The following is an 18,149-nucleotide window of genomic DNA, read 5'->3' on the forward strand; positions in this document are numbered from 1 at the left end:
AGGAGACAAGATTGAGAAAGACATTTATAAGTTTTTTAATTGGAACTTTAGTGGTTTCTGGTGGCATATCAATTCTTAATATACCAGGTGCATATGCTGCTACGACTGATAATAGTGCAGTTAACGAAGTGTCTGATAGTGGTACGATTAAAGTATCATTAGAAAACATAAGAGATATCATGACTGAAAATAATTTAGATATTAAGATTAAACAGAATAATTTAAAAATAGCACAAGAGGAATATCATGATGCATTAGATGATTATGGTAGTGCAAAGAGCTCATATGATGCTTATAGTGATAAGGAGAATATCGAGTCAAACTATGAATCGGCAAAAAATGCTTATGAAAATTGTACAGATGACGCTCAAAAAGAAACTCTTAAAGTAGCTTATGATAATGCCAAAGCAGCTTATGATGCGAAAAATGCTTATGATAATGCTGATACAACTTTAACGACAAAGCGAGATGCTTTTAAAACAGCCAGGGATGATTATAACAAGGAAATTGAAGATCAAGTTTACGCAGCTCAACAGGCATACATAACTTATTTGTCTGATTTACCAAATGAAAAAATAAAAGAAGATACAGTGAATATTAATACTAAGAAAGAACAAATATATAAACTTCAATATGATAGTGGCTTTATATCTAAAAATAAATATACTGAATTATTACAAGGAAATACTTCAGTTGACGACTTGGATTCGTCAAAGAATACAGCAGAGCTTGATAAACTTAAGCTATTTAACTTACTTGGAATAAGTTCTGAGAGTAAAGTTACATTTGAAAATGATATAGATAAAAATTTTGATGTTATATCTAAAATTAATTATGAAGATGATTTGAGCAAAATGCTTGAAAATAATATTGATATAAAACTTCAAAATGATGAGATTGATGATTTAGATGATGCTGAAGATGATTATGATAATAAAGATATTTATGATAATAAAGTTGAAGAAGCAAATAACAAATTAAAGTCGCTAATGAATAGTACTGAGACAAGCTTTAAAAAACAATATAATGATTTAATGACTTCTTACAATTCAATAAAAAGCAGTTATGATGTAATAAACCAGAAACAAAAAGAATATGAAATTGAGCAAACAAAATATGATTATGGATTTGTTTCAAAAAATGATGTAGATGCTGCGAAATTGACTCTAGATAATGATAATGCGGATTTTATAAATAAAAGAAATCAATGCTATTTGTCTTATTTAAAGTACATTGAAATGAAAGAGGGTTACTAAAATTGAAGCTTTTATTTAATAAAAAAACTTTAGCTAATAAAGAAATTATGGAAACAACTGAAGCAAGCAAGAAAAAATTTTTAACTAAAAAGAAAGTTATAAGTTTAGTTGCGATATTAGTTGTTTTAGCAATAGGAGCAGGTATTTATAAGGTTAAATTTGCTAAAACGAAAGTAACACAAAGCAGCGTTAAGTATACAACTCTTAAGAAAACAAATATTGCTACAACAATTAGTTCATCAGGCGCTATAAAGAGTGGAGATTCAACTAATATATATTCAAATTTAGAATATAATGTTGCATCAATTAATGTTTCAGTTGGAGATGTAGTAAAAAAAGGGGATGTGCTTGCAACAATAGATACATCAACTCTTCAAGAACAACTTGCTGAGGCAGAACAAACTCTAAATGCAAATGAGCAAAAAAATCAGTTATCATTAACAAGTGCAAAACAAAAATATGACAATTTGCAGTATTTACATGATAATAACTTACAAACTGATATAATAAATGCAGAAAAATCTGTTGATAGTGCAAAACTCGATATGGAAGATAAGAGTAAAGTTTATGAATATGATAAGGTCATGTTTCAAAATGGCGAAATCTCTCAGCAAGATCTAAATACAGCAAAAACCAATTATGAAAATTCCAAAGGAGTTTATGATAAATCAACAGTTGCATTAGAAGCAGCAAAAGTTAATTCTGATCAAGCATTATCTGAAGCAAAAACAGCTTATGAATCTGCTCAAGCAGCAGCTAATGATAAGAGTAATAGACTTGCATATGAAGACAAGAAAAAGAAATTGCAAGATGCTCAGGTTGTAGCGACTGTAGATGGGACAGTAACTAATGTAAATGCTGTAGTAGGTATACAAGCATCTGGGGCATTATTTGTAATTCAGGATTTAGACAATTTAATTGTTAATGCGAGTGTTGATGAAACAGATGTCGCAAAAGTAAAAGTGGGACAAAAAGCTCAAATAACAACGGATGCTTCAGGTTCTGATATTATTGATGCAGAAGTTTTAAGTGTTGAACCAGTTTCTAGTACTGCCAGTGCGAGTACAAGTACAACTAGTAGTAGTAACGGTAAAACTAGCACTAGTACTAGTAGCACTAGTAATACGACAAGCAGTGATGTATCTTTCACAGTTAAGGTACAGTTAACCGGTAAAAATGATAAGGTGAAAGTAGGTATGAATTCAGTAGTAAATATTATCACAGATGAAAAAGATGATATTTATTCAGTACCATATGGAGCAGTAATTAATAACAGTGGACAAAACGAGGTTTATGCAGCAGTTGAACAGGGTGGGAAATATATCGTTAAGGAGATTCCAGTAACTAAAGGTATAGAATCAAATGCAAATGTTGAAATTGATGGTTCTGATCTATCAGATGGAATGATTATACTTAATGAACCAACAAGCTATAAAGTTGGTGATCCAGTAGAAATAAATTCTAGAAAAACAAAGTAGGGGGTGAGTGTCTTTGAGTAAAAATATAATAGAAATGAAAGACATTACAAAAAGCTTCTATATTGGAACTCCAAATCAATTAAATATTTTAAAAGGAATTGATATTAGTGTAAAAGAAGGAGAATTTGTAGCAATAGTTGGTTCATCTGGTTCTGGAAAAAGTACATTAATGAATATTATAGGAGCACTTGATAGAGCAACTTCTGGGAACTATATTTTAGATGGTACAAATATCAATGAAATATCTGATAATGGTTTATCTGAAGTAAGAAATAAACAAATAGGTTTTGTATTTCAGACATATAATCTAATTCCAAGAAGTTCAGCTTTGAAAAATGTGGAATTGCCAATGCTTTACTATGGAATGAGTAAAAAAGATAGAAGAATACGTGCAGAAGAACTTTTAGATCTTGTTGGAATGAAAGATAGAATGTCTCATCAACCCAATGAACTGTCAGGAGGACAAAAGCAGAGAGTGGCTATTGCTAGAGCATTAGCTAATGATCCAAGTATAATACTTGCGGATGAGCCTACAGGTGCACTTGATTCAACAACTGGAAGATTGGTTATGGATTTGTTTCATAAAGTTCATGAACAGGAAGGCAAAACCATTGTATTTATAACCCATAATAGCGAACTTGCGGAGGAAACAGAAAGAATTATAACTTTGAAGGATGGAAATATAATATCTGAAAAAAAGAATGATATGTACTACAGAAGATTTCCAAAAGAGGACAAAGTATGTTTATAAAAGAAAATATAATGCTTGCAGTTGCGGGGCTTAAATCCAATAAAATGAGAGCGTTACTTACAATGCTTGGAATAATAATAGGGATAGCGTCAGTAATTGGTGTTGTTTCAGTAGGAAATGCAATGACCTCTTCTTTAACAAGTTCAATGTCTTCAATGGGTGCAACTAATATTACAGTTAACGTGCAAGAAAAAAGTACTACAAGTACATTAAATTCGTTGAATTCCGATAATTCGAATTTAAAGGACAAAAATAATTCGAATTCAAAAAATTCAGGTTCGAAAAATTCTAATAGTTCAAACTCGAAAAACTCAAATGGCAATTCACCAAATAATAGTGGAGGCGCAAAGTCAGGCGGTGGCGCACCACAAGGTGGGGGTGGAGTGCCAGGTGCAGGTGCAATGAAAGCAGCAAGCGGAGGAGGAATGCCTCCAGGAGGTTCAGGAAGACAAGGAAAATCAAGTAGCACTGCAAAAGATATTGACCTTATGACAATGGAACAGATAAATGATTTACAGGAAAACTTTAGTGACGAAATAAGTTCTATAAGTGTATCTGAAAGTGGTAGCTCAGGTAAAGTTAAAAATGATTCAACGTATTCTAATGTAAGCACAGTAGGGACAAATGTTGGATATAAAGATGTTAAAAATTTGGAAATGGCCGAAGGTAGATATATTTCACAAAATGATATTGATGGAGCAAAAGATGTTGCAGTAGTTTCAGATAAATTAGTATCTAAGATATTTGGAACAAATGTAGATCCCATAAATCAAGATATAAAAGTTTATACATCAAATGCAATTTACACATACACAATAGTTGGAGTATATAAATATAAGGCTTCGGGAGGAAATAGAACAACATCTGATGAAAATTTAACTACTGACCTATATATTCCTGTTACTGTAACAAAGAAGACAGCAACTAATAAAAATTACCAGACATTTCAAATAAAAGCAAAAGATGAAGTAAATGTTCAGTCATTTACTAATGAATTATCAGACTACTTATCTAAGCTTTATGCAAAAAATGCAAAGTTTGAAGCTCAAGCAAGCAATATGGAAAGTATGCTTGAATCAATGACATCAATGATGACTACAGTTGCAGTGGCTATATCTGCTATTGCAGGAATTTCGCTAGTGGTTGGCGGAATTGGAGTTATGAATATAATGCTAGTATCTGTTACAGAAAGAACAAGAGAGATAGGAACTAGAAAGGCACTTGGAGCTAAAAGCAGTCATATAAAGATGCAATTTATAGTTGAATCAATTATAATATGCTCCATTGGTGGTATTTTAGGAATATTACTTGGTTTAGGTGCAGGAGCAATTGGTTCAAAAGCTATGGGATATGCAACTACAGTATCGCCATTAGTTATTTTAGTAAGTTTTTCATTTTCAATGTTTATTGGAGTATTCTTTGGATATTATCCAGCAAAGAAAGCAGCTGAACTAGATCCTATAGAAGCACTTAGATACGAATAGAATGGATTTTAGAATAAGCTAATGTTCTAAAAATAATTTTTAATGCCATGGATATATTCTGCATTACTACTCCATGGCATTATTATATTATTATTAAACAAATATTTCATAAATTCCGAAAGCGATTAATACAATTCCAGAAATAAAATTTGAATATCTAATCAAATATTTTGAAAAATTGATATTTCGATTAAAGTAGCCTATATATACAAATAAGATAGAAATAATAAAATTTAAAAATACACTTATACTAAGATTAACACCTGTTATACTTGCAGCAAAATTTGTACAAATATTGTTTACAGATAGTGAGATGGAAAGAGCTAAACATTTTCTTAGATTTATATTATGAGAGTTATCTAAATTTAGAATATAAGAATCCTCCAAGAGGTTTTTATATTTAAAAGAACTTTCATAATAAAAGGAAGTATCGTAACCAAGACGTTTTTTTTCTAAGCGAATATTCTCAACTATAAAAGAAATACCAATATAACTTAAAAGAATAGCACCAAATATATTACTGACCTTAGGATCTATTAAGGGCAGAATTAATTTACCAATATACATAGAAACAAATGTACTAGCAGAAGTTACTATTGCAAGTAAAATACTATTTGATTTAGATAAATGTATTTTCTTAATTCCATAAGATAAAAAAAATGATAATGTTACTATATTTGTTGAAATAGCTAGTAAAAGAGGTGATATAAGAATCATATGGAACTCCTAAAAATTATTTTAGTATAATATATTCATTTTATTTAAAAAAAGATTGTAATATGATAAATTTATAAGATATTTTTTGTATTTGATTGAAAAAAGAATGAGATATTTAAATATTAAAAGTCGTGTTGTAAATTTCGCTTAATATTTTATAAACATAAAGGTTTGATATTAGGTGATGCAACAAACATATAAAGAAATGGATTTGTCGTAAAAATTCAGTTGTGTTTAAGGGCTATATGTAAGATTATAAAGGTATAGGAAATTCGCCTATAGATGTGCTTAAGTAAGATCCATATATAAACGATAGAATTTGATAAATATTAATAATAGCTATTGATTATGTAAATATAATAACATAATCAATAGCTATCTTTGTTTAATTAGTTTGATTACTCCATTTTTTGAAATTAAAATAATTAACTAGTATGATAATAAAAAGCATAACAGCAAATACGCATAACGAATACTTTATACTAATTCCTAAAAATGTATAAAGCAAAATTATTGGTGTATCTGCAAAAAATATTGTTAAAGTATATTTAATAAAGCTAATTTCAGCTAATACAGAAAAAAAACAAATAATGTCGGTGGGAACAACTGGTGAAGATACCCCTAAAGCTAGAAGTTGCACATTATTTTTTTTTATCATGTTGTATATTTTGGGATATTTATTTACTATTTTATTCTGGTAACTCATTCCAAACGTAAGTCTTGCAAAGAAAAATAATAGAATTTCACTTAATAAATTCGCTGTTGCAGTTAAAATAAATGCTTCATATGGATTAAATAATATTCCGCCAATAATTATAAAAATTGTACAAGGAATTAGTGTGAAAATTCTTAGTGATGCAATTATGAAAAATAAAATTGCACTGAATTTTCCATATGTATTTAAAAAAAATATTATCTTATTAACTCCATCACTATATAATTGATATTTAAGAAAAACAAATAAGATAGATATCCAAAATATAATAACAATACCCTTGAATAGCTTACTCATTAAATTTACCACTCCTTTCATATTGAACTTAGAGACGTAGAAAAAAAGCTTATAATACTCATATTTCCACCTTACTATAAACCATTTTACCAATAAATTATAAGAAAATGTTAAAAAATTGGAAATCTTTCGTTTATTTTAAGAATTATTAATAACAATAAAGTAATAGAAGATATTTTAGACTTAGGGTATAATATAGTAAAAACATAACATACTAGGGGGCAGTTGTATGAGTAAATATTGGAATGATAAAGTTAGAGAAATAGAGCCTTATGTGCCTGGGGAGCAGCCTAAGGATAGAAAGTACATAAAACTAAATACGAATGAGAATCCGTATCCACCATCAGATAAAGTTTTAGAAGCCATGAGGAACGCGGTTAATGATGACTTGAAACTTTATCCAGATCCAACATGTAGTGAGTTAATAAGTGAAATAGCTAATTATTATAAGTTAGATGAGAATGAAATATTTATAGGAAATGGTTCGGATGAGATTTTGGCATTTTCGTTTATGACTTTCTTTTCAAAGAACAAAAAAATATTATTTCCAGATATAAGTTATACTTTCTATAAGGTTTATGCTGAACTTTTTGATTTAAATTATGAATTAGTAAAATTAGACGATAATTTTGATATACCATTGGAAGAGCTAAAAAAGACAAATGGTGGAGTAATAATACCAAATCCTAATGCTCCAACAGGAAAATATATAAATACAGAAAGCTTAAAAAGTTTAATTGAAGCTAATAAAGATAGAGTAGTAATTATTGATGAAGCTTATATAGATTTTGGTGGCCAGTCAATGGTTAAATATATACATGAATATGATAATCTTTTAGTAATTCAAACATTATCAAAATCACGTTCATTAGCAGGATTAAGAGTTGGATTTGCGCTAGGTCATAAAGATTTAATAGAGGGATTAAACAGAATTAAAAATAGCATAAATTCTTATACTATAGATAGAGTGGCTTTAGCTGGGGCTAAAGCAGCTATTCAAGATAGTAAATATTTTGAGGAAATAACTAAGAAAATAGTAAAAACAAGAGAAAAAGTGGTCAAGGAATTAGAAAAATTAGATTTTAGAGTTTTAAAGTCAAAATCAAATTTTGTTTTTGCTAGTCATAACAGTGCTTCTGGGAAGTTTATTTATGAGAATTTGAAATGTCAAGGAATACTAGTAAGATATTTTGATAAAGAAAGAATAGATAATTTTTTGAGAATAACAATAGGAACCGATGAAGAAATGGATATTTTAATTGGAAAATTAAGATTTATTTTGAGTAATAATTAAAAAGAATTATGATAAAAGTATAGCAAAGTTGGATGCAATGCGCTAAATAGGATTACTTTTGGAAATCCTATTTAGTGAATTGTATCTAATTTTACTTATTAGAGAATGTTATTAGTCATATAGAGTAAGAGTTAAGGATATTGATATAATGAAATTTTTGTCTGAATTTATGATTAGGCATTTTTGAAATTAACAAAGAGATTTTAATTTTTGAAGGAAGGTTGATTTTATGGAATTATGTGTTAATAAAGAATACGTTTTAGATGTTGCAAAGGAGATATTAGAATTTGATAGTCCAACTGGCTTCTGCTTTGAGATAATTGATAAAATAAGAGATATAGTTAAAGAACTAGGATATAGTTTTGAAACTACCAATAAAGGTTGTGGAATAATAACTATAAAGGGTAAATCGGATGAAAAAATATTAGGATTATCTGCGCACGTAGATACGTTAGGAGCCATGGTTAGATCAATAACTTCAGATGGAAAAATAAAGTTTACCTTACTTGGAGGACCAATTGTTCCGACTTTAGACAGCGAATATTGTACAATACGAACAAGGGAAGGAAAGAAATATACAGGAACATTCTTAAGCACAAGTCCTGCAGCCCATGTTTTTGAGGATAGCTCAAGTAAAACAAGAGATCCAAAAAATATGGAAATAAGAATTGATGAAGAGGTTCATTCAAAAAGTGATGTTCAAAAGTTGGGTATTTGTGTAGGAGATTTTATATTTATTGATCCTAAAACAACAATTACTGAGAGTGGGTTTATAAAGTCAAGATTTATTGATGATAAAGGTAGTGTTTCTTGTTTAATGGGTTTATTGGAATTATTTAATAGAGAAAAAATAGTTCCTAAATATACTACCAAGATATTAATTTCAACTTATGAAGAAGTTGGACATGGAGCATCATATATACCAAGCGATATAGTTGAGATGATAGCAGTAGATATGGGATGTATTGGCGATGATTTAACTTGCAGTGAATATGATGTATCAATATGCGCCAAAGATTCAGGAGGACCATATGATTATAATATGGTAACAAAACTAATTAATCTTGCAAAGGATAATGAGCTTAAATATGCTGTAGATATTTATCCAATGTACGGCTCAGACGTAGGGGCTGCTTTAAGAGGTGGAAATGATATACGCGGAGCGTTGATAGGACCAGGCGTCCACGCATCTCATGGCATGGAAAGGACTCATTATAGTGCTTTTGAAAATACTATTAAATTATTATATTCTTACTTAACTAATTAAAAAATAATCATAATCTATTAGTAGGATTGCAAAATTAAATGTATGTTATATAAAGTAGCTTTTGAGATAAAAGATAAGTGATATAGATACATTTAAGAAACGATTTTAGTAACTTTTGCATAATTCTATTATGCAAAAGGAGGGGATGGATTATGGATATAGAGAATTTAAAAATGCAAGCGAGTTTTTTAAAAAGAAAATAGAAGAATTTAATGAGATATTAAGTGGAATTAGTTCATTTAGATATATTTATACAGCATGCGAAAAAGATAAGATTAGTGATGAAGGTATAGTTGAATTCGATACGTTTGAGGAATTGTTTAGATCATTATAGCAAATTCTAAAGCGATGTAAAGTTTATGTATTTTATTAATTTGGAGGTATATTATGAAAGCATTTATATTTGATATGGATGGAGTAATTATTGATAGTGAACCAATTCATTTTGAGGTGGATATGCAAACAATAAGAGAATTAGGTTGTGATATTTCAGAAAAAGAATTGGAAAAATACGTAGGATCAACAAATGAATATATGTATACGGATATAAAGGAAAATTACAATATAAAAAAATCACTGGAAGAAATAATAGACTATAAAGTAGAATTGACTAAAATGAAGATTATTGAATCTCATTTAGAGCCAATAGATGGAATCAAAGAATTGTTAATAGAATTAAAGAATAGAAATATTCCTGCTGCAATAGCATCATCATCACCTAAAGATTTAATTGATATAGTTGTATCAAAGTTTAAATTACAAGAATACTTTAAATATATTATAAGCGGAGAAGAAGTTAAAAGAGGGAAACCATCACCAGATATTTATATTGAAACATCAAAAAAATTGGGAATATCGCCAAAAGAATGTGTCGTTATTGAAGATTCTAGGAATGGAGTATTTGCTGCAAAAGATGCTAAAATGAATTGTATAGGATTTAAAAATATTAACTCTGGAAATCAAGATTTATCTAAAGCAGATATGATTGTTAACTCAATTCGAGATATAGATTTAAGTAATATTCTAGAAAATCATATAATTTAAAAGTATATAGAATAAGTGAGAAAAAAGCAGATACTATTAAATTTCCTAAAATTGATTTTTTTAAAATTATTTGAGATTATACGTCTAAAATGGTATAATTTATATGAAAAAAATCAAGGGAGACGATTAGATGCGACGCAATAGAGTAAAAAAAATAGCAATATTAGCAGTATTTTTATGTATTAATAGTATTCCAGTAATAACTTATGCAAAAGACGCAAGGATTAGTGGGGAAGTTGTAGAAAAGAGTGGTGTTGAAATTAATGACAACTGGCTTACAGAAGAAGTGGCCAAGCAGTTAAGTAAAAAAGTGGACAACTTAACAGAAGCAGATTTTTTGAATATCAAAAAAATTGATTTAAGCCATAAAAGAGTTGGTAATAATATACCGGAAGAAATAAAGATGTTAAAGAATCTAGAGTATCTAAACTTAAATTCTTGCTATATATATGAAGATATTCCTGATTATTTGGGAGATTTACCTAGATTAACTTATTTAGATTTAGGAAATAATCAATTAAAGAGATTACCTAAAAATATAACTCAAAAAATAGTAAATGGTACTTATACTTATTGCGATGTTGAAGGAAATAAGTTTAGGTTAGATAAGGGGTGGTATTTTTTAAAGGGTAAATGGTGCTATCTGGATAGAAATGGAAATAGGCTTAAAGGAACTGAAACTATCGATGGTAAGGAATATCAGTTCAATGACGATGGTAATGTAAAAGATGGTTGGGAAAGCGATAAGGATAAGAATTGGTACTATTATGATAGAATAAATGGAGCAATAAAAAATGATTGGAAGCAGATATCTGGAAATTGGTATTACTTTGATAAAGATGGAAAAATGGAAAAAGGATTGCAAACAATAAAGGGTGCTAAATACTTTTTCAATGATAATGGAGCAATGGCAACTGGATGGGTAAAGATAGACAATAGCTATTATTATTTTTCAGGATCAGGAGCAATGCAATATGGATGGTTAACTTTAAATGATAAGATATACTATCTGGATGGTACGTCAGGTATAATGGCATCAGGGGATACGGTTATAAACGGTAAAAAATATAGATTTTCTAGTGATGGTTCATTAATTAAAAATGTGTGGATAGATAATTATACATATGTTAATCCTAGCGGTGAAACAGTGAATACTTCCTCTAATTATTCGCATTCAGGTACAAACTATCAGCTATTTAAATATATGACTAATGTAAATAATCAATTAAGTGTAGATAGTACTGCTGTTGCATTGCATGACGGAATTACTAGTAATAACTGCGTATATTTTACATCTGAAGCGTTAAGAAGAATAGGTGTTAATATACCAACTTCAACAGCAAATACATATCAGTTAGAGAACATATTAAAGAATATGGGATTTGTCTATAGTTATGATTTCTCTCAGATTAAACCAGGAGATATTGTATTTACAAATAATTATACTCATGTTTATATTTTTATGGGTTGGGATAAAGATGGATATGCTTATATTGTAGATAACCAAAGGACAAGCTTTGGAAATTCGGTATTACATAAAAGGCTTATTCTTCAAGATACTGCGACAACAGATAGAGCTACTCATTTCTTCTATTATCCATATTAATTCTGTTGTTAATATGAATAGAAATATATGTGAATTTTTCTTGGATTTTTATAAATGCTAGATAAATTTATAGCTATAAGTTAAAGTATATATCTAAATAAAATAGTAGCATAACATATTTAATTATTTCATTTAGCTTAGGCTATAACGAGGGTCCTTATAATTAATAACTTTTTATTAATTATAAGGACCTTTTTGTTATGAAAAATTGTAAATAAATTTTATTCATATATATTGAGCAATTATAGTATAAATAAAAATATGAATATAATGTATGATTGCAATGGAAGGAGAAAAGTTTGATGAAAGTTCAAGTTGATATATTTTCAGGTTTTTTAGGTGCTGGAAAGACAATGTTAATCAAAAAGTTATTGTCAGAAAAGGTTTATGATAGCAATACGGTTATTATAGAAAATGAGTTCGGAGAAGTTGGAATAGACGGAGACATATTAAAAGAAAGTAATATTGAAATTAAGGAAATAAATTCTGGATGCATTTGTTGTCAGGTATCTGGAAATTTTGGAGAAGCTGTTTTAGAAGTTATAGGTAAGTATAATCCGAACAATATAATAATTGAACCCTCAGGAGTAGCAAAATTAAGTGAGATATTAAATATTCTCCAAGAAAAGAAGTTTCAGCATGAGCTCGAAATTAGAAATATTTTTACTTTAATTGATATTAGAAATTATGATATGTATTTGAAAAATTTTAAGGAATTTTATGAGAATCAAATAAAAAGAGCAAAAACTATAGTTTTAAGCAGAAGTCAACTTGTAGATAATAAAAAAATTGATACAACTATAGATTCTATAAGAAAGTTAAATTTGAAAGCTAAAATAATATATAAACCATGGGAGTTGTTAAAAGGAAGTGATTTTCTTAGTACAAATGTAATAAATGAAAAAAGAAAAATTTTTGCTGCAAATTCTAGTACTAGCTCTAGCGCAAGTAAGCAGATGAGAAGAGAAGTAAATCATAGTGCAAATGAAATTTTTGAAAGTTATCCTATAGATCTTGAAGAAAATATAAGTATGCTTGAAATTCAAAAAAAATTCGAATTTATTTCAACTAATGATAAGTTCGGAAGAATAATAAGAGCTAAAGGTGTTTTTAAAGCAAACGATGGAGAATATTATCAATTTGATTATGTACCTAATGAATTTAAAAGTAGGAAAATTAGATGGTCAAATAAGAAAGTGGTTTCAATAATTGGTAGTGAGTTAAATAAAAGGGAATTAGAACGTCTATTTATTAGGCAAATATAAGAATTATTAATTATTAAAACTTTGTAGAGAGGTGGTGGAATTATGAAAATACATATTGAGATTGTGACAGGTTTTTTAGGAGCTGGAAAAACGTCATTTATAAATTCACTTTTAAAAGAAAGTTTAGTTGATGGAGAAAAAGCACTGGTTTTTCAATTAGAGCAAGGAGAAAAAAATATTGTACATTCTAATAACATAAGTAATTTTGTAAGAATTCAGGATGCTTTAGATATTAAAGATTTAAAAGAAAAAATGATATACTCAATAAAAAAATATAAACCTAACAGAATAATAATTGAATATAATGGAACCTCTGATTTAAAAGAATTATTCGATATATTGAATGAAAGAATTTATAGAGAATGTAGTAAGATTACGACTATATTCTTTGTTGCAGATGGTAAGACATTAAAGCAATATATTGACAATATGGGAGGCTTTATAATACCTTTTATACAAAACGCCAATATGATTGTTATTAATAATATAGATTATTGCAAAAAAGAAATTTTAAATGAAGGTTTTAAAAAAGTTAAGAATATAAATCCTAAAGCATTTATTTTACGAGTTAGTAATAAGTATATTTTGAATTCTACACTTAGGGAAGCAAGGGTATTGGACAATGGGTGTTTAAAAAAGATAAAAATTAAAATGATAAACCACAAAAAAAGTACTAACATAAAATATGAGGGAAATGAGGAAAATGTATGAATCTTTATAAGAAGAAGGTTAAAGCTTTCTTTATTATAAGTGTAGTAATACTATCAATATATATTTACAATAAATATCCAACCCTTATATATATTGAAGTTATAGGAGATTTTGCAAGTATATTTACAAGTATAATTCTTGAGGCAATGCCATTTATCATAATAGGATCTCTCATATCTGCTATAATTCAAACATGTATATCAGAAAGGATTATTGCTAAGATAATACCTAAAGCAAATATTTTAGGATATTTAGGAGCTGCTTTGATAGGTCTTATTTTTCCGGTTTGTGAATGCGCAATTGTTCCTATAACAAGACGGCTTATAAAGAAAGGTGTACCTGTTGGGTTCGGAGTAACATTTATGCTTGCTGTACCTATAATTAACCCTGTTGTAATAATGTCTACTTACTATGCATTTTACGATAAAAAAATTATGGTGCTTCTTAGAATAGTTGGAGGATTTATAGCTGCAATTCTAATTGGAATGATAGTAAATTCGCTTGAAAAAGATAAGAAAGGATTAGTGATAGATTTTATAGATAATGATAGCTATTGTAACTGCGGATGTAATTCATATGTGGAAAATCAAAACAAATTAAGAGGAATAATTGAACATACAAATAGAGAGTTCTTGGATATAATGGGATACTTGATACTTGGGACATTTATATCTAGCGTATTTCAAGTGGCAGTATCTCATGGAGAAATAAACTTTATTTCTAATAATAAGATTCTAGGAATAGTTGCAATGATGTTGCTTGGATTCTTTTTATCTCTTTGTTCAGAAGTGGATGCATTCGTAGGAAAAAGTTTTTTAACTAACTATTCACTTAGTGGAGTTACAGCATTTTTGATTTTAGGTCCAATGCTTGATTTGAAAAATCTTATTATGATTATTGGAGCCTTTAAAAAAAGTTTTGTACTTAAATTAAGTATAAGTACAATAGTTGTTGTATTTATAATCTCCTTTTTATTCATGATGTGCGGAATATAAAGATGCACTTTAAATGATAGCAATTTAAATATAAAAAGGAGCTGAAAAATAAGTGAAAAGATTTAATTTTGATGAGTTTTTATGGTTTATTGTTCTTATATTGTTAGATTTCTCTATAATATATTTAATATCTACTGGAAGTATAGGTTTTTATATAGGTAGTAATATGATTAAATATTTTTATATTACTATAATAATGATAAGTATAATTACTGTTTTTCAAATAAAAAATATATTTACACCTAAAGGCAGCATGAATATTAAAATAAAATTGTTTCCAATAATACTAGCCTTAATAATAGGTTTCATATCTATTAATAAGCAGCAAACATTTAAACATTCAGAGCTGAATTTAGAAATTTTAGAAAACAAAACAAGTGTTATTGATAGAAAGTCATTATATGAACATGAATTTGAGTATAATTTTAATAAGAGCAACATAAGAAACAATGAAGAAACTATAAGAATTGACGAACATAATCCTACAATGCTTGATGATATACGGATTAATCCAGAAAAATATATAGGGAAAAAGTTAGAAATACATGGATTTGTATGTAAAGAAAATTACTTAAATAAAGATCAAATAATTATAGGAAGGATTATAATGACATGCTGTGCTGCTGATTCAAAAATCGTTGGAATAGTTGGAGATTATGATAAATCGTATCAACTAAAAGAAAATGATAAGATTAAAGTTATAGGGAAAGTAGGTAGCTCGGTGATTAAAGATGAAAGCAATGTAGAGCATAAAATACCATCTATAAAAATAGAAAAATTAGAGATAGAAAATTAAAGTTAAACGTATATTCATGGAAATCACTAACAAAAGTAATTTGTTAGGTAAAAAAGTATGAATATACGTTTAATATGGTTTGGTTTAAATTTTAATACTGTAGTATTTTATATACAAAATCCACAAACTCTTATCATTATTTAGAAGGATCTGATAAAATAATTGTTACATAAGAAATTTTACCATTTGGTTCATTATTAGAAACTACATTGATCTTAAATGTATCAAATTTATTATTCCATTCAAGTCCAGCTGGAGATATTGTAGAATCCGAATCATCTGCGTTTATTCCTACTAATTTTAAGATGTTAGTTCCATCAGCTGGGAATTTCATTTCTGACTTAGGAATTATCTTAATTTCATTACATTTTGAATCTTTATATTTTATTTCAAAACTATAATCATCTTTTTCATAGGTACCCTTATCATCTTCCTCGCTAATAGCTTTTCCTAAAAGTTTTTCAATTTCACTTTTGTCTTTATCTTTAAAATCAGTCAAAGAAGCAATTTGTTTAACTTCTACAGTGGGTTTGTTATTTTCGCCAACTATCTTAGAATTACTTTGAGGTGATTGTTCAGTTGTAGATGTTGTGGAAGACTGCTCCGTTATATTTTCATTATTCAAATTTGCAGAATCTTTAGTTTTTCCACAAGATATTAATGCAGTTGAACTAACTGCTGCAATTAACAATAGACTAATGATTTTCTTTTTCATAAAAATTTTCCTCCAACATTATGTGTATATTTTAGTGAGTTTTTTGGATATAAGTCCTAAATAATATAGTTCATTGTTCTATAAATACCTGATAAGTTTATGATAAACATTTATGAATTGAACTTCTTAGAACATATATACCGTTACATCACTACCGATTATAGCACCGATTAAGTTGGGTAATTGTTTACTTAAGAAAACTTTAATAAAATAATAAGTTATTATTAACTATTATCGTTAATAAAATTAATGGAAGAAAATCATAAATTAAAGTGAAGGCACATCAATAATTAAATAATTAACTAATTGTTATATAGAGAATAATTAGATTAGATATAAAAGAGTGTGCAGAGATTTAAGTTTATTATAAAAATGAAAGGATACTCATTTTAATCATTTGGGTGAAAAAATAAGTATCCCTAATACTAATTTGCTTAAGTTTTATTAAGTACTATAATAAAATTTTATTTGTTAAATTTGCTACTATAAGATTTATTTTTTTGCTCATATTGCTTTGAACTAGAGTTATAATTAGCATCTTCTAAAACTCCGCCAAAAACTTTCTTTTCTTTAAATTGTATATTAAATTCTCTCTCATATTTTTTTATTATATTAAGCTGTTGAACAGTTAAAATACATATAGAAGTACCATGAGCGTTTCCTCTAGCAGTTCTTCCAGATCTATGGAGATATTCATTTAATTTTAATGGCAAATCCAAATGGAAAACGTGAGTTATATCAGCAACATCAAGACCACGAGCTGTAACATCTGATGAGACTAGTATTTTTATTTTACCTGTCCTAAAGCTTTCAATTGCAAGTTTTCTATCTTCCTTAGAAATCTTTCCGGTCATAGCAAAACAATCTTTGCTATGATAATTAAGTTTGGCTGTTGTTAATTCAATATCCTCATTGTTATTAACAAAGATGATTGCTTTTTCTGGTTTTGCAGCCACAAGAACTTTTCTTAAGGTTTCAAACTTATCACGTCTTTCACATAAGATAAACATATGCTCAATATTAGGATTTATTAAAGGCTTATCTTCACTTTTTATTATTATTGGTTCCTTCATTAGAGACTTCGCAGTTTCCAATGTTTCAGGTTTTATAGATGCTGAAAATAGCATAAGCTGTCTATCCCTCATTGTTGATTTAACAATGTCTTTAGTAACGTTAGATCTCTTCGGATCTAATAAATTATCTCCTTCATCAATTACTATTGTTTTTATAGTATGAGCAGTTATTTTTTTCTTTCGAATTAGATCTAGAATTCTACCTGTTGACCCAACAATTATGTGAGGTTTTATTTCTTTGAGTTTCTTTATTTGGTTATTTATATTAACATCACCAATAATAGATAGTGAAGTTATAGGGAATGATGAGTTCTCAGCAAGAAGCTTAATTTGATCTTCTATTTGTTTAGCAAGTTCATGTGTTGGAGCCAATATTAATCCTTGCATTTCTCTCTTTGATGTATCTATTTTATGAAAAAGAGGCAATAGATAAGCTAATGTTTTACCACTTCCTGTAAAGGCTTCACCAATTATATCTTTGCCCTCAAGAGCAGGTAAAATAGAAGAGGATTGAATTGAAGTTGGTATATTAATTCCTTGTTTTTGTAGTCCTTCTATTATACTTGAATTTAAATTTAAATCACTAAATGAGTTAATCATTAATTTCTCCTTTTATAGTTGAATAATTTTTCTATATATATTGCTAATTAATTATATCCTTATTATGTGCATTTTTCTAGTTAAA

Annotated in this window: 17 protein-coding genes; 13 read left to right on the forward strand and 4 right to left on the reverse strand. The window is 28.1% G+C overall.

Translation table 11 applies throughout. The features are described 5' to 3' along the window. The first annotated feature begins 11 nt into the window (after positions 1-11). From KEC93_RS09215 to KEC93_RS09230, 4 genes are read left to right on the forward strand one after another with little or no spacing between them, the layout of a single operon-like run. Positions 12-1,256: a TolC family protein gene (locus tag KEC93_RS09215; protein ID WP_017212994.1), complete on the forward strand. Its 1,245-nt coding sequence runs from the start codon at positions 12-14 to the stop codon at positions 1,254-1,256. Positions 1,257-1,258: 2 nt separating this feature from the next. Continuing rightward, positions 1,259-2,734, forward strand: a complete 1,476-nt coding sequence (locus KEC93_RS09220) for an efflux RND transporter periplasmic adaptor subunit (RefSeq protein ID WP_039772385.1) — start codon at positions 1,259-1,261, stop codon at positions 2,732-2,734. Positions 2,735-2,747: 13 nt separating this feature from the next. Next, positions 2,748-3,485 carry an ABC transporter ATP-binding protein gene (locus KEC93_RS09225; protein ID WP_020372905.1) on the forward strand — a complete coding sequence of 246 codons (738 nt, stop codon included), beginning with the start codon at positions 2,748-2,750 and terminating at the stop codon, positions 3,483-3,485. Beyond that, positions 3,476-4,969 carry an ABC transporter permease gene (locus KEC93_RS09230; protein ID WP_017212996.1) on the forward strand — a complete coding sequence of 498 codons (1,494 nt, stop codon included), beginning with the start codon at positions 3,476-3,478 and terminating at the stop codon, positions 4,967-4,969. Before KEC93_RS09225 ends, KEC93_RS09230 begins: the two co-directional genes overlap by 10 nt. Before the next feature lie 93 nt (positions 4,970-5,062). Here KEC93_RS09230 and KEC93_RS09235 read toward each other — a convergent pair whose 3' ends face one another. Continuing rightward, positions 5,063-5,686 (reverse strand): manganese efflux pump, encoded by a 624-nt coding sequence (locus tag KEC93_RS09235; RefSeq protein ID WP_023975342.1) that lies wholly within the window; start codon positions 5,684-5,686, stop codon positions 5,063-5,065. 385 nt (positions 5,687-6,071) lie between these two features. Continuing rightward, positions 6,072-6,698, reverse strand: coding sequence for a VTT domain-containing protein (locus tag KEC93_RS09240; RefSeq protein ID WP_077868710.1), 627 nt, complete (start codon positions 6,696-6,698; stop codon positions 6,072-6,074). Positions 6,699-6,927: 229 nt separating this feature from the next. Here KEC93_RS09240 and hisC point away from each other — a divergent pair, with 229 nt between their 5' ends. From hisC to KEC93_RS09285, 9 genes are all read left to right on the forward strand, one after another. After that, complete coding sequence (gene hisC, locus KEC93_RS09245) at positions 6,928-7,992, forward strand: histidinol-phosphate transaminase (protein WP_023975343.1); 1,065 nt, start codon at positions 6,928-6,930, stop codon at positions 7,990-7,992. A 229-nt stretch (positions 7,993-8,221) separates the two neighbouring features. After that, on the forward strand, positions 8,222-9,259 hold the full coding sequence (locus tag KEC93_RS09250) for a M42 family metallopeptidase (RefSeq protein ID WP_017212998.1): 1,038 nt from the start codon (positions 8,222-8,224) through the stop codon (positions 9,257-9,259). Positions 9,260-9,404: 145 nt separating this feature from the next. Then, positions 9,405-9,593, forward strand: coding sequence for a hypothetical protein (locus KEC93_RS09255; protein ID WP_017212999.1), 189 nt, complete (start codon positions 9,405-9,407; stop codon positions 9,591-9,593). A gap of 53 nt (positions 9,594-9,646) precedes the next feature. After that, entirely contained in the window at positions 9,647-10,303 is a 657-nt protein-coding gene (locus KEC93_RS09260) for an HAD family hydrolase (protein ID WP_077868711.1), read from the forward strand. A 130-nt stretch (positions 10,304-10,433) separates the two neighbouring features. After that, positions 10,434-11,909 carry a leucine-rich repeat domain-containing protein gene (locus KEC93_RS09265; protein WP_039772388.1) on the forward strand — a complete coding sequence of 492 codons (1,476 nt, stop codon included), beginning with the start codon at positions 10,434-10,436 and terminating at the stop codon, positions 11,907-11,909. A gap of 302 nt (positions 11,910-12,211) precedes the next feature. Beyond that, positions 12,212-13,174 carry a GTP-binding protein gene (locus KEC93_RS09270; RefSeq protein ID WP_077868712.1) on the forward strand — a complete coding sequence of 321 codons (963 nt, stop codon included), beginning with the start codon at positions 12,212-12,214 and terminating at the stop codon, positions 13,172-13,174. Between the two features lie 42 nt (positions 13,175-13,216). After that, a complete protein-coding gene (locus KEC93_RS09275; protein ID WP_077868713.1) occupies positions 13,217-13,885 on the forward strand; it encodes a GTP-binding protein in 669 nt (222 codons plus the stop codon). After that, the gene (locus KEC93_RS09280) at positions 13,882-14,880 is read left to right on the forward strand and encodes a permease (RefSeq protein WP_023976835.1); all 999 of its coding nucleotides are present in this window, start codon (positions 13,882-13,884) and stop codon (positions 14,878-14,880) included. The genes KEC93_RS09275 and KEC93_RS09280 overlap by 4 nt, the downstream gene beginning before the upstream one ends. A gap of 52 nt (positions 14,881-14,932) precedes the next feature. After that, a complete protein-coding gene (locus tag KEC93_RS09285) occupies positions 14,933-15,676 on the forward strand; it encodes a TIGR03943 family putative permease subunit (protein ID WP_111944714.1) in 744 nt (247 codons plus the stop codon). A gap of 136 nt (positions 15,677-15,812) precedes the next feature. Here KEC93_RS09285 and KEC93_RS09290 read toward each other — a convergent pair whose 3' ends face one another. After that, the gene (locus tag KEC93_RS09290) at positions 15,813-16,391 is read right to left on the reverse strand and encodes a hypothetical protein (protein WP_077868406.1); all 579 of its coding nucleotides are present in this window, start codon (positions 16,389-16,391) and stop codon (positions 15,813-15,815) included. A 464-nt stretch (positions 16,392-16,855) separates the two neighbouring features. Beyond that, positions 16,856-18,064 (reverse strand): DEAD/DEAH box helicase, encoded by a 1,209-nt coding sequence (locus tag KEC93_RS09295; protein ID WP_077868405.1) that lies wholly within the window; start codon positions 18,062-18,064, stop codon positions 16,856-16,858. Between the last annotated feature and the right edge of the window lie 85 nt (positions 18,065-18,149).

The sequence above is a fragment of the Clostridium beijerinckii genome (assembly GCF_018223745.1).
Classification (GTDB): domain Bacteria; phylum Bacillota; class Clostridia; order Clostridiales; family Clostridiaceae; genus Clostridium; species Clostridium beijerinckii.

Bases quoted from the DNA above. Each gene is read 5' to 3' on its own strand.
- KEC93_RS09255 (WP_017212999.1), top strand. From the start codon at position 9,405: ATGGATTATGGATATAGAGAATTTAAAAATGCAAGCGAGTTTTTTAAA.
- KEC93_RS09275 (WP_077868713.1), top strand. From the start codon at position 13,217: ATGAAAATACATATTGAGATTGTGACAGGTTTTTTAGGAGCTGGAAAA.
- KEC93_RS09290 (WP_077868406.1), bottom strand. From the start codon at position 16,391: ATGAAAAAGAAAATCATTAGTCTATTGTTAATTGCAGCAGTTAGTTCA.
- KEC93_RS09270 (WP_077868712.1), top strand. From the start codon at position 12,212: ATGAAAGTTCAAGTTGATATATTTTCAGGTTTTTTAGGTGCTGGAAAG.
- KEC93_RS09235 (WP_023975342.1), bottom strand. From the start codon at position 5,686: ATGATTCTTATATCACCTCTTTTACTAGCTATTTCAACAAATATAGTA.
- KEC93_RS09250 (WP_017212998.1), top strand. From the start codon at position 8,222: ATGGAATTATGTGTTAATAAAGAATACGTTTTAGATGTTGCAAAGGAG.
- KEC93_RS09260 (WP_077868711.1), top strand. From the start codon at position 9,647: ATGAAAGCATTTATATTTGATATGGATGGAGTAATTATTGATAGTGAA.
- KEC93_RS09295 (WP_077868405.1), bottom strand. From the start codon at position 18,064: ATGATTAACTCATTTAGTGATTTAAATTTAAATTCAAGTATAATAGAA.
- hisC (WP_023975343.1), top strand. From the start codon at position 6,928: ATGAGTAAATATTGGAATGATAAAGTTAGAGAAATAGAGCCTTATGTG.
- KEC93_RS09240 (WP_077868710.1), bottom strand. From the start codon at position 6,698: ATGAGTAAGCTATTCAAGGGTATTGTTATTATATTTTGGATATCTATC.
- KEC93_RS09280 (WP_023976835.1), top strand. From the start codon at position 13,882: ATGAATCTTTATAAGAAGAAGGTTAAAGCTTTCTTTATTATAAGTGTA.
- KEC93_RS09230 (WP_017212996.1), top strand. From the start codon at position 3,476: ATGTTTATAAAAGAAAATATAATGCTTGCAGTTGCGGGGCTTAAATCC.
- KEC93_RS09265 (WP_039772388.1), top strand. From the start codon at position 10,434: ATGCGACGCAATAGAGTAAAAAAAATAGCAATATTAGCAGTATTTTTA.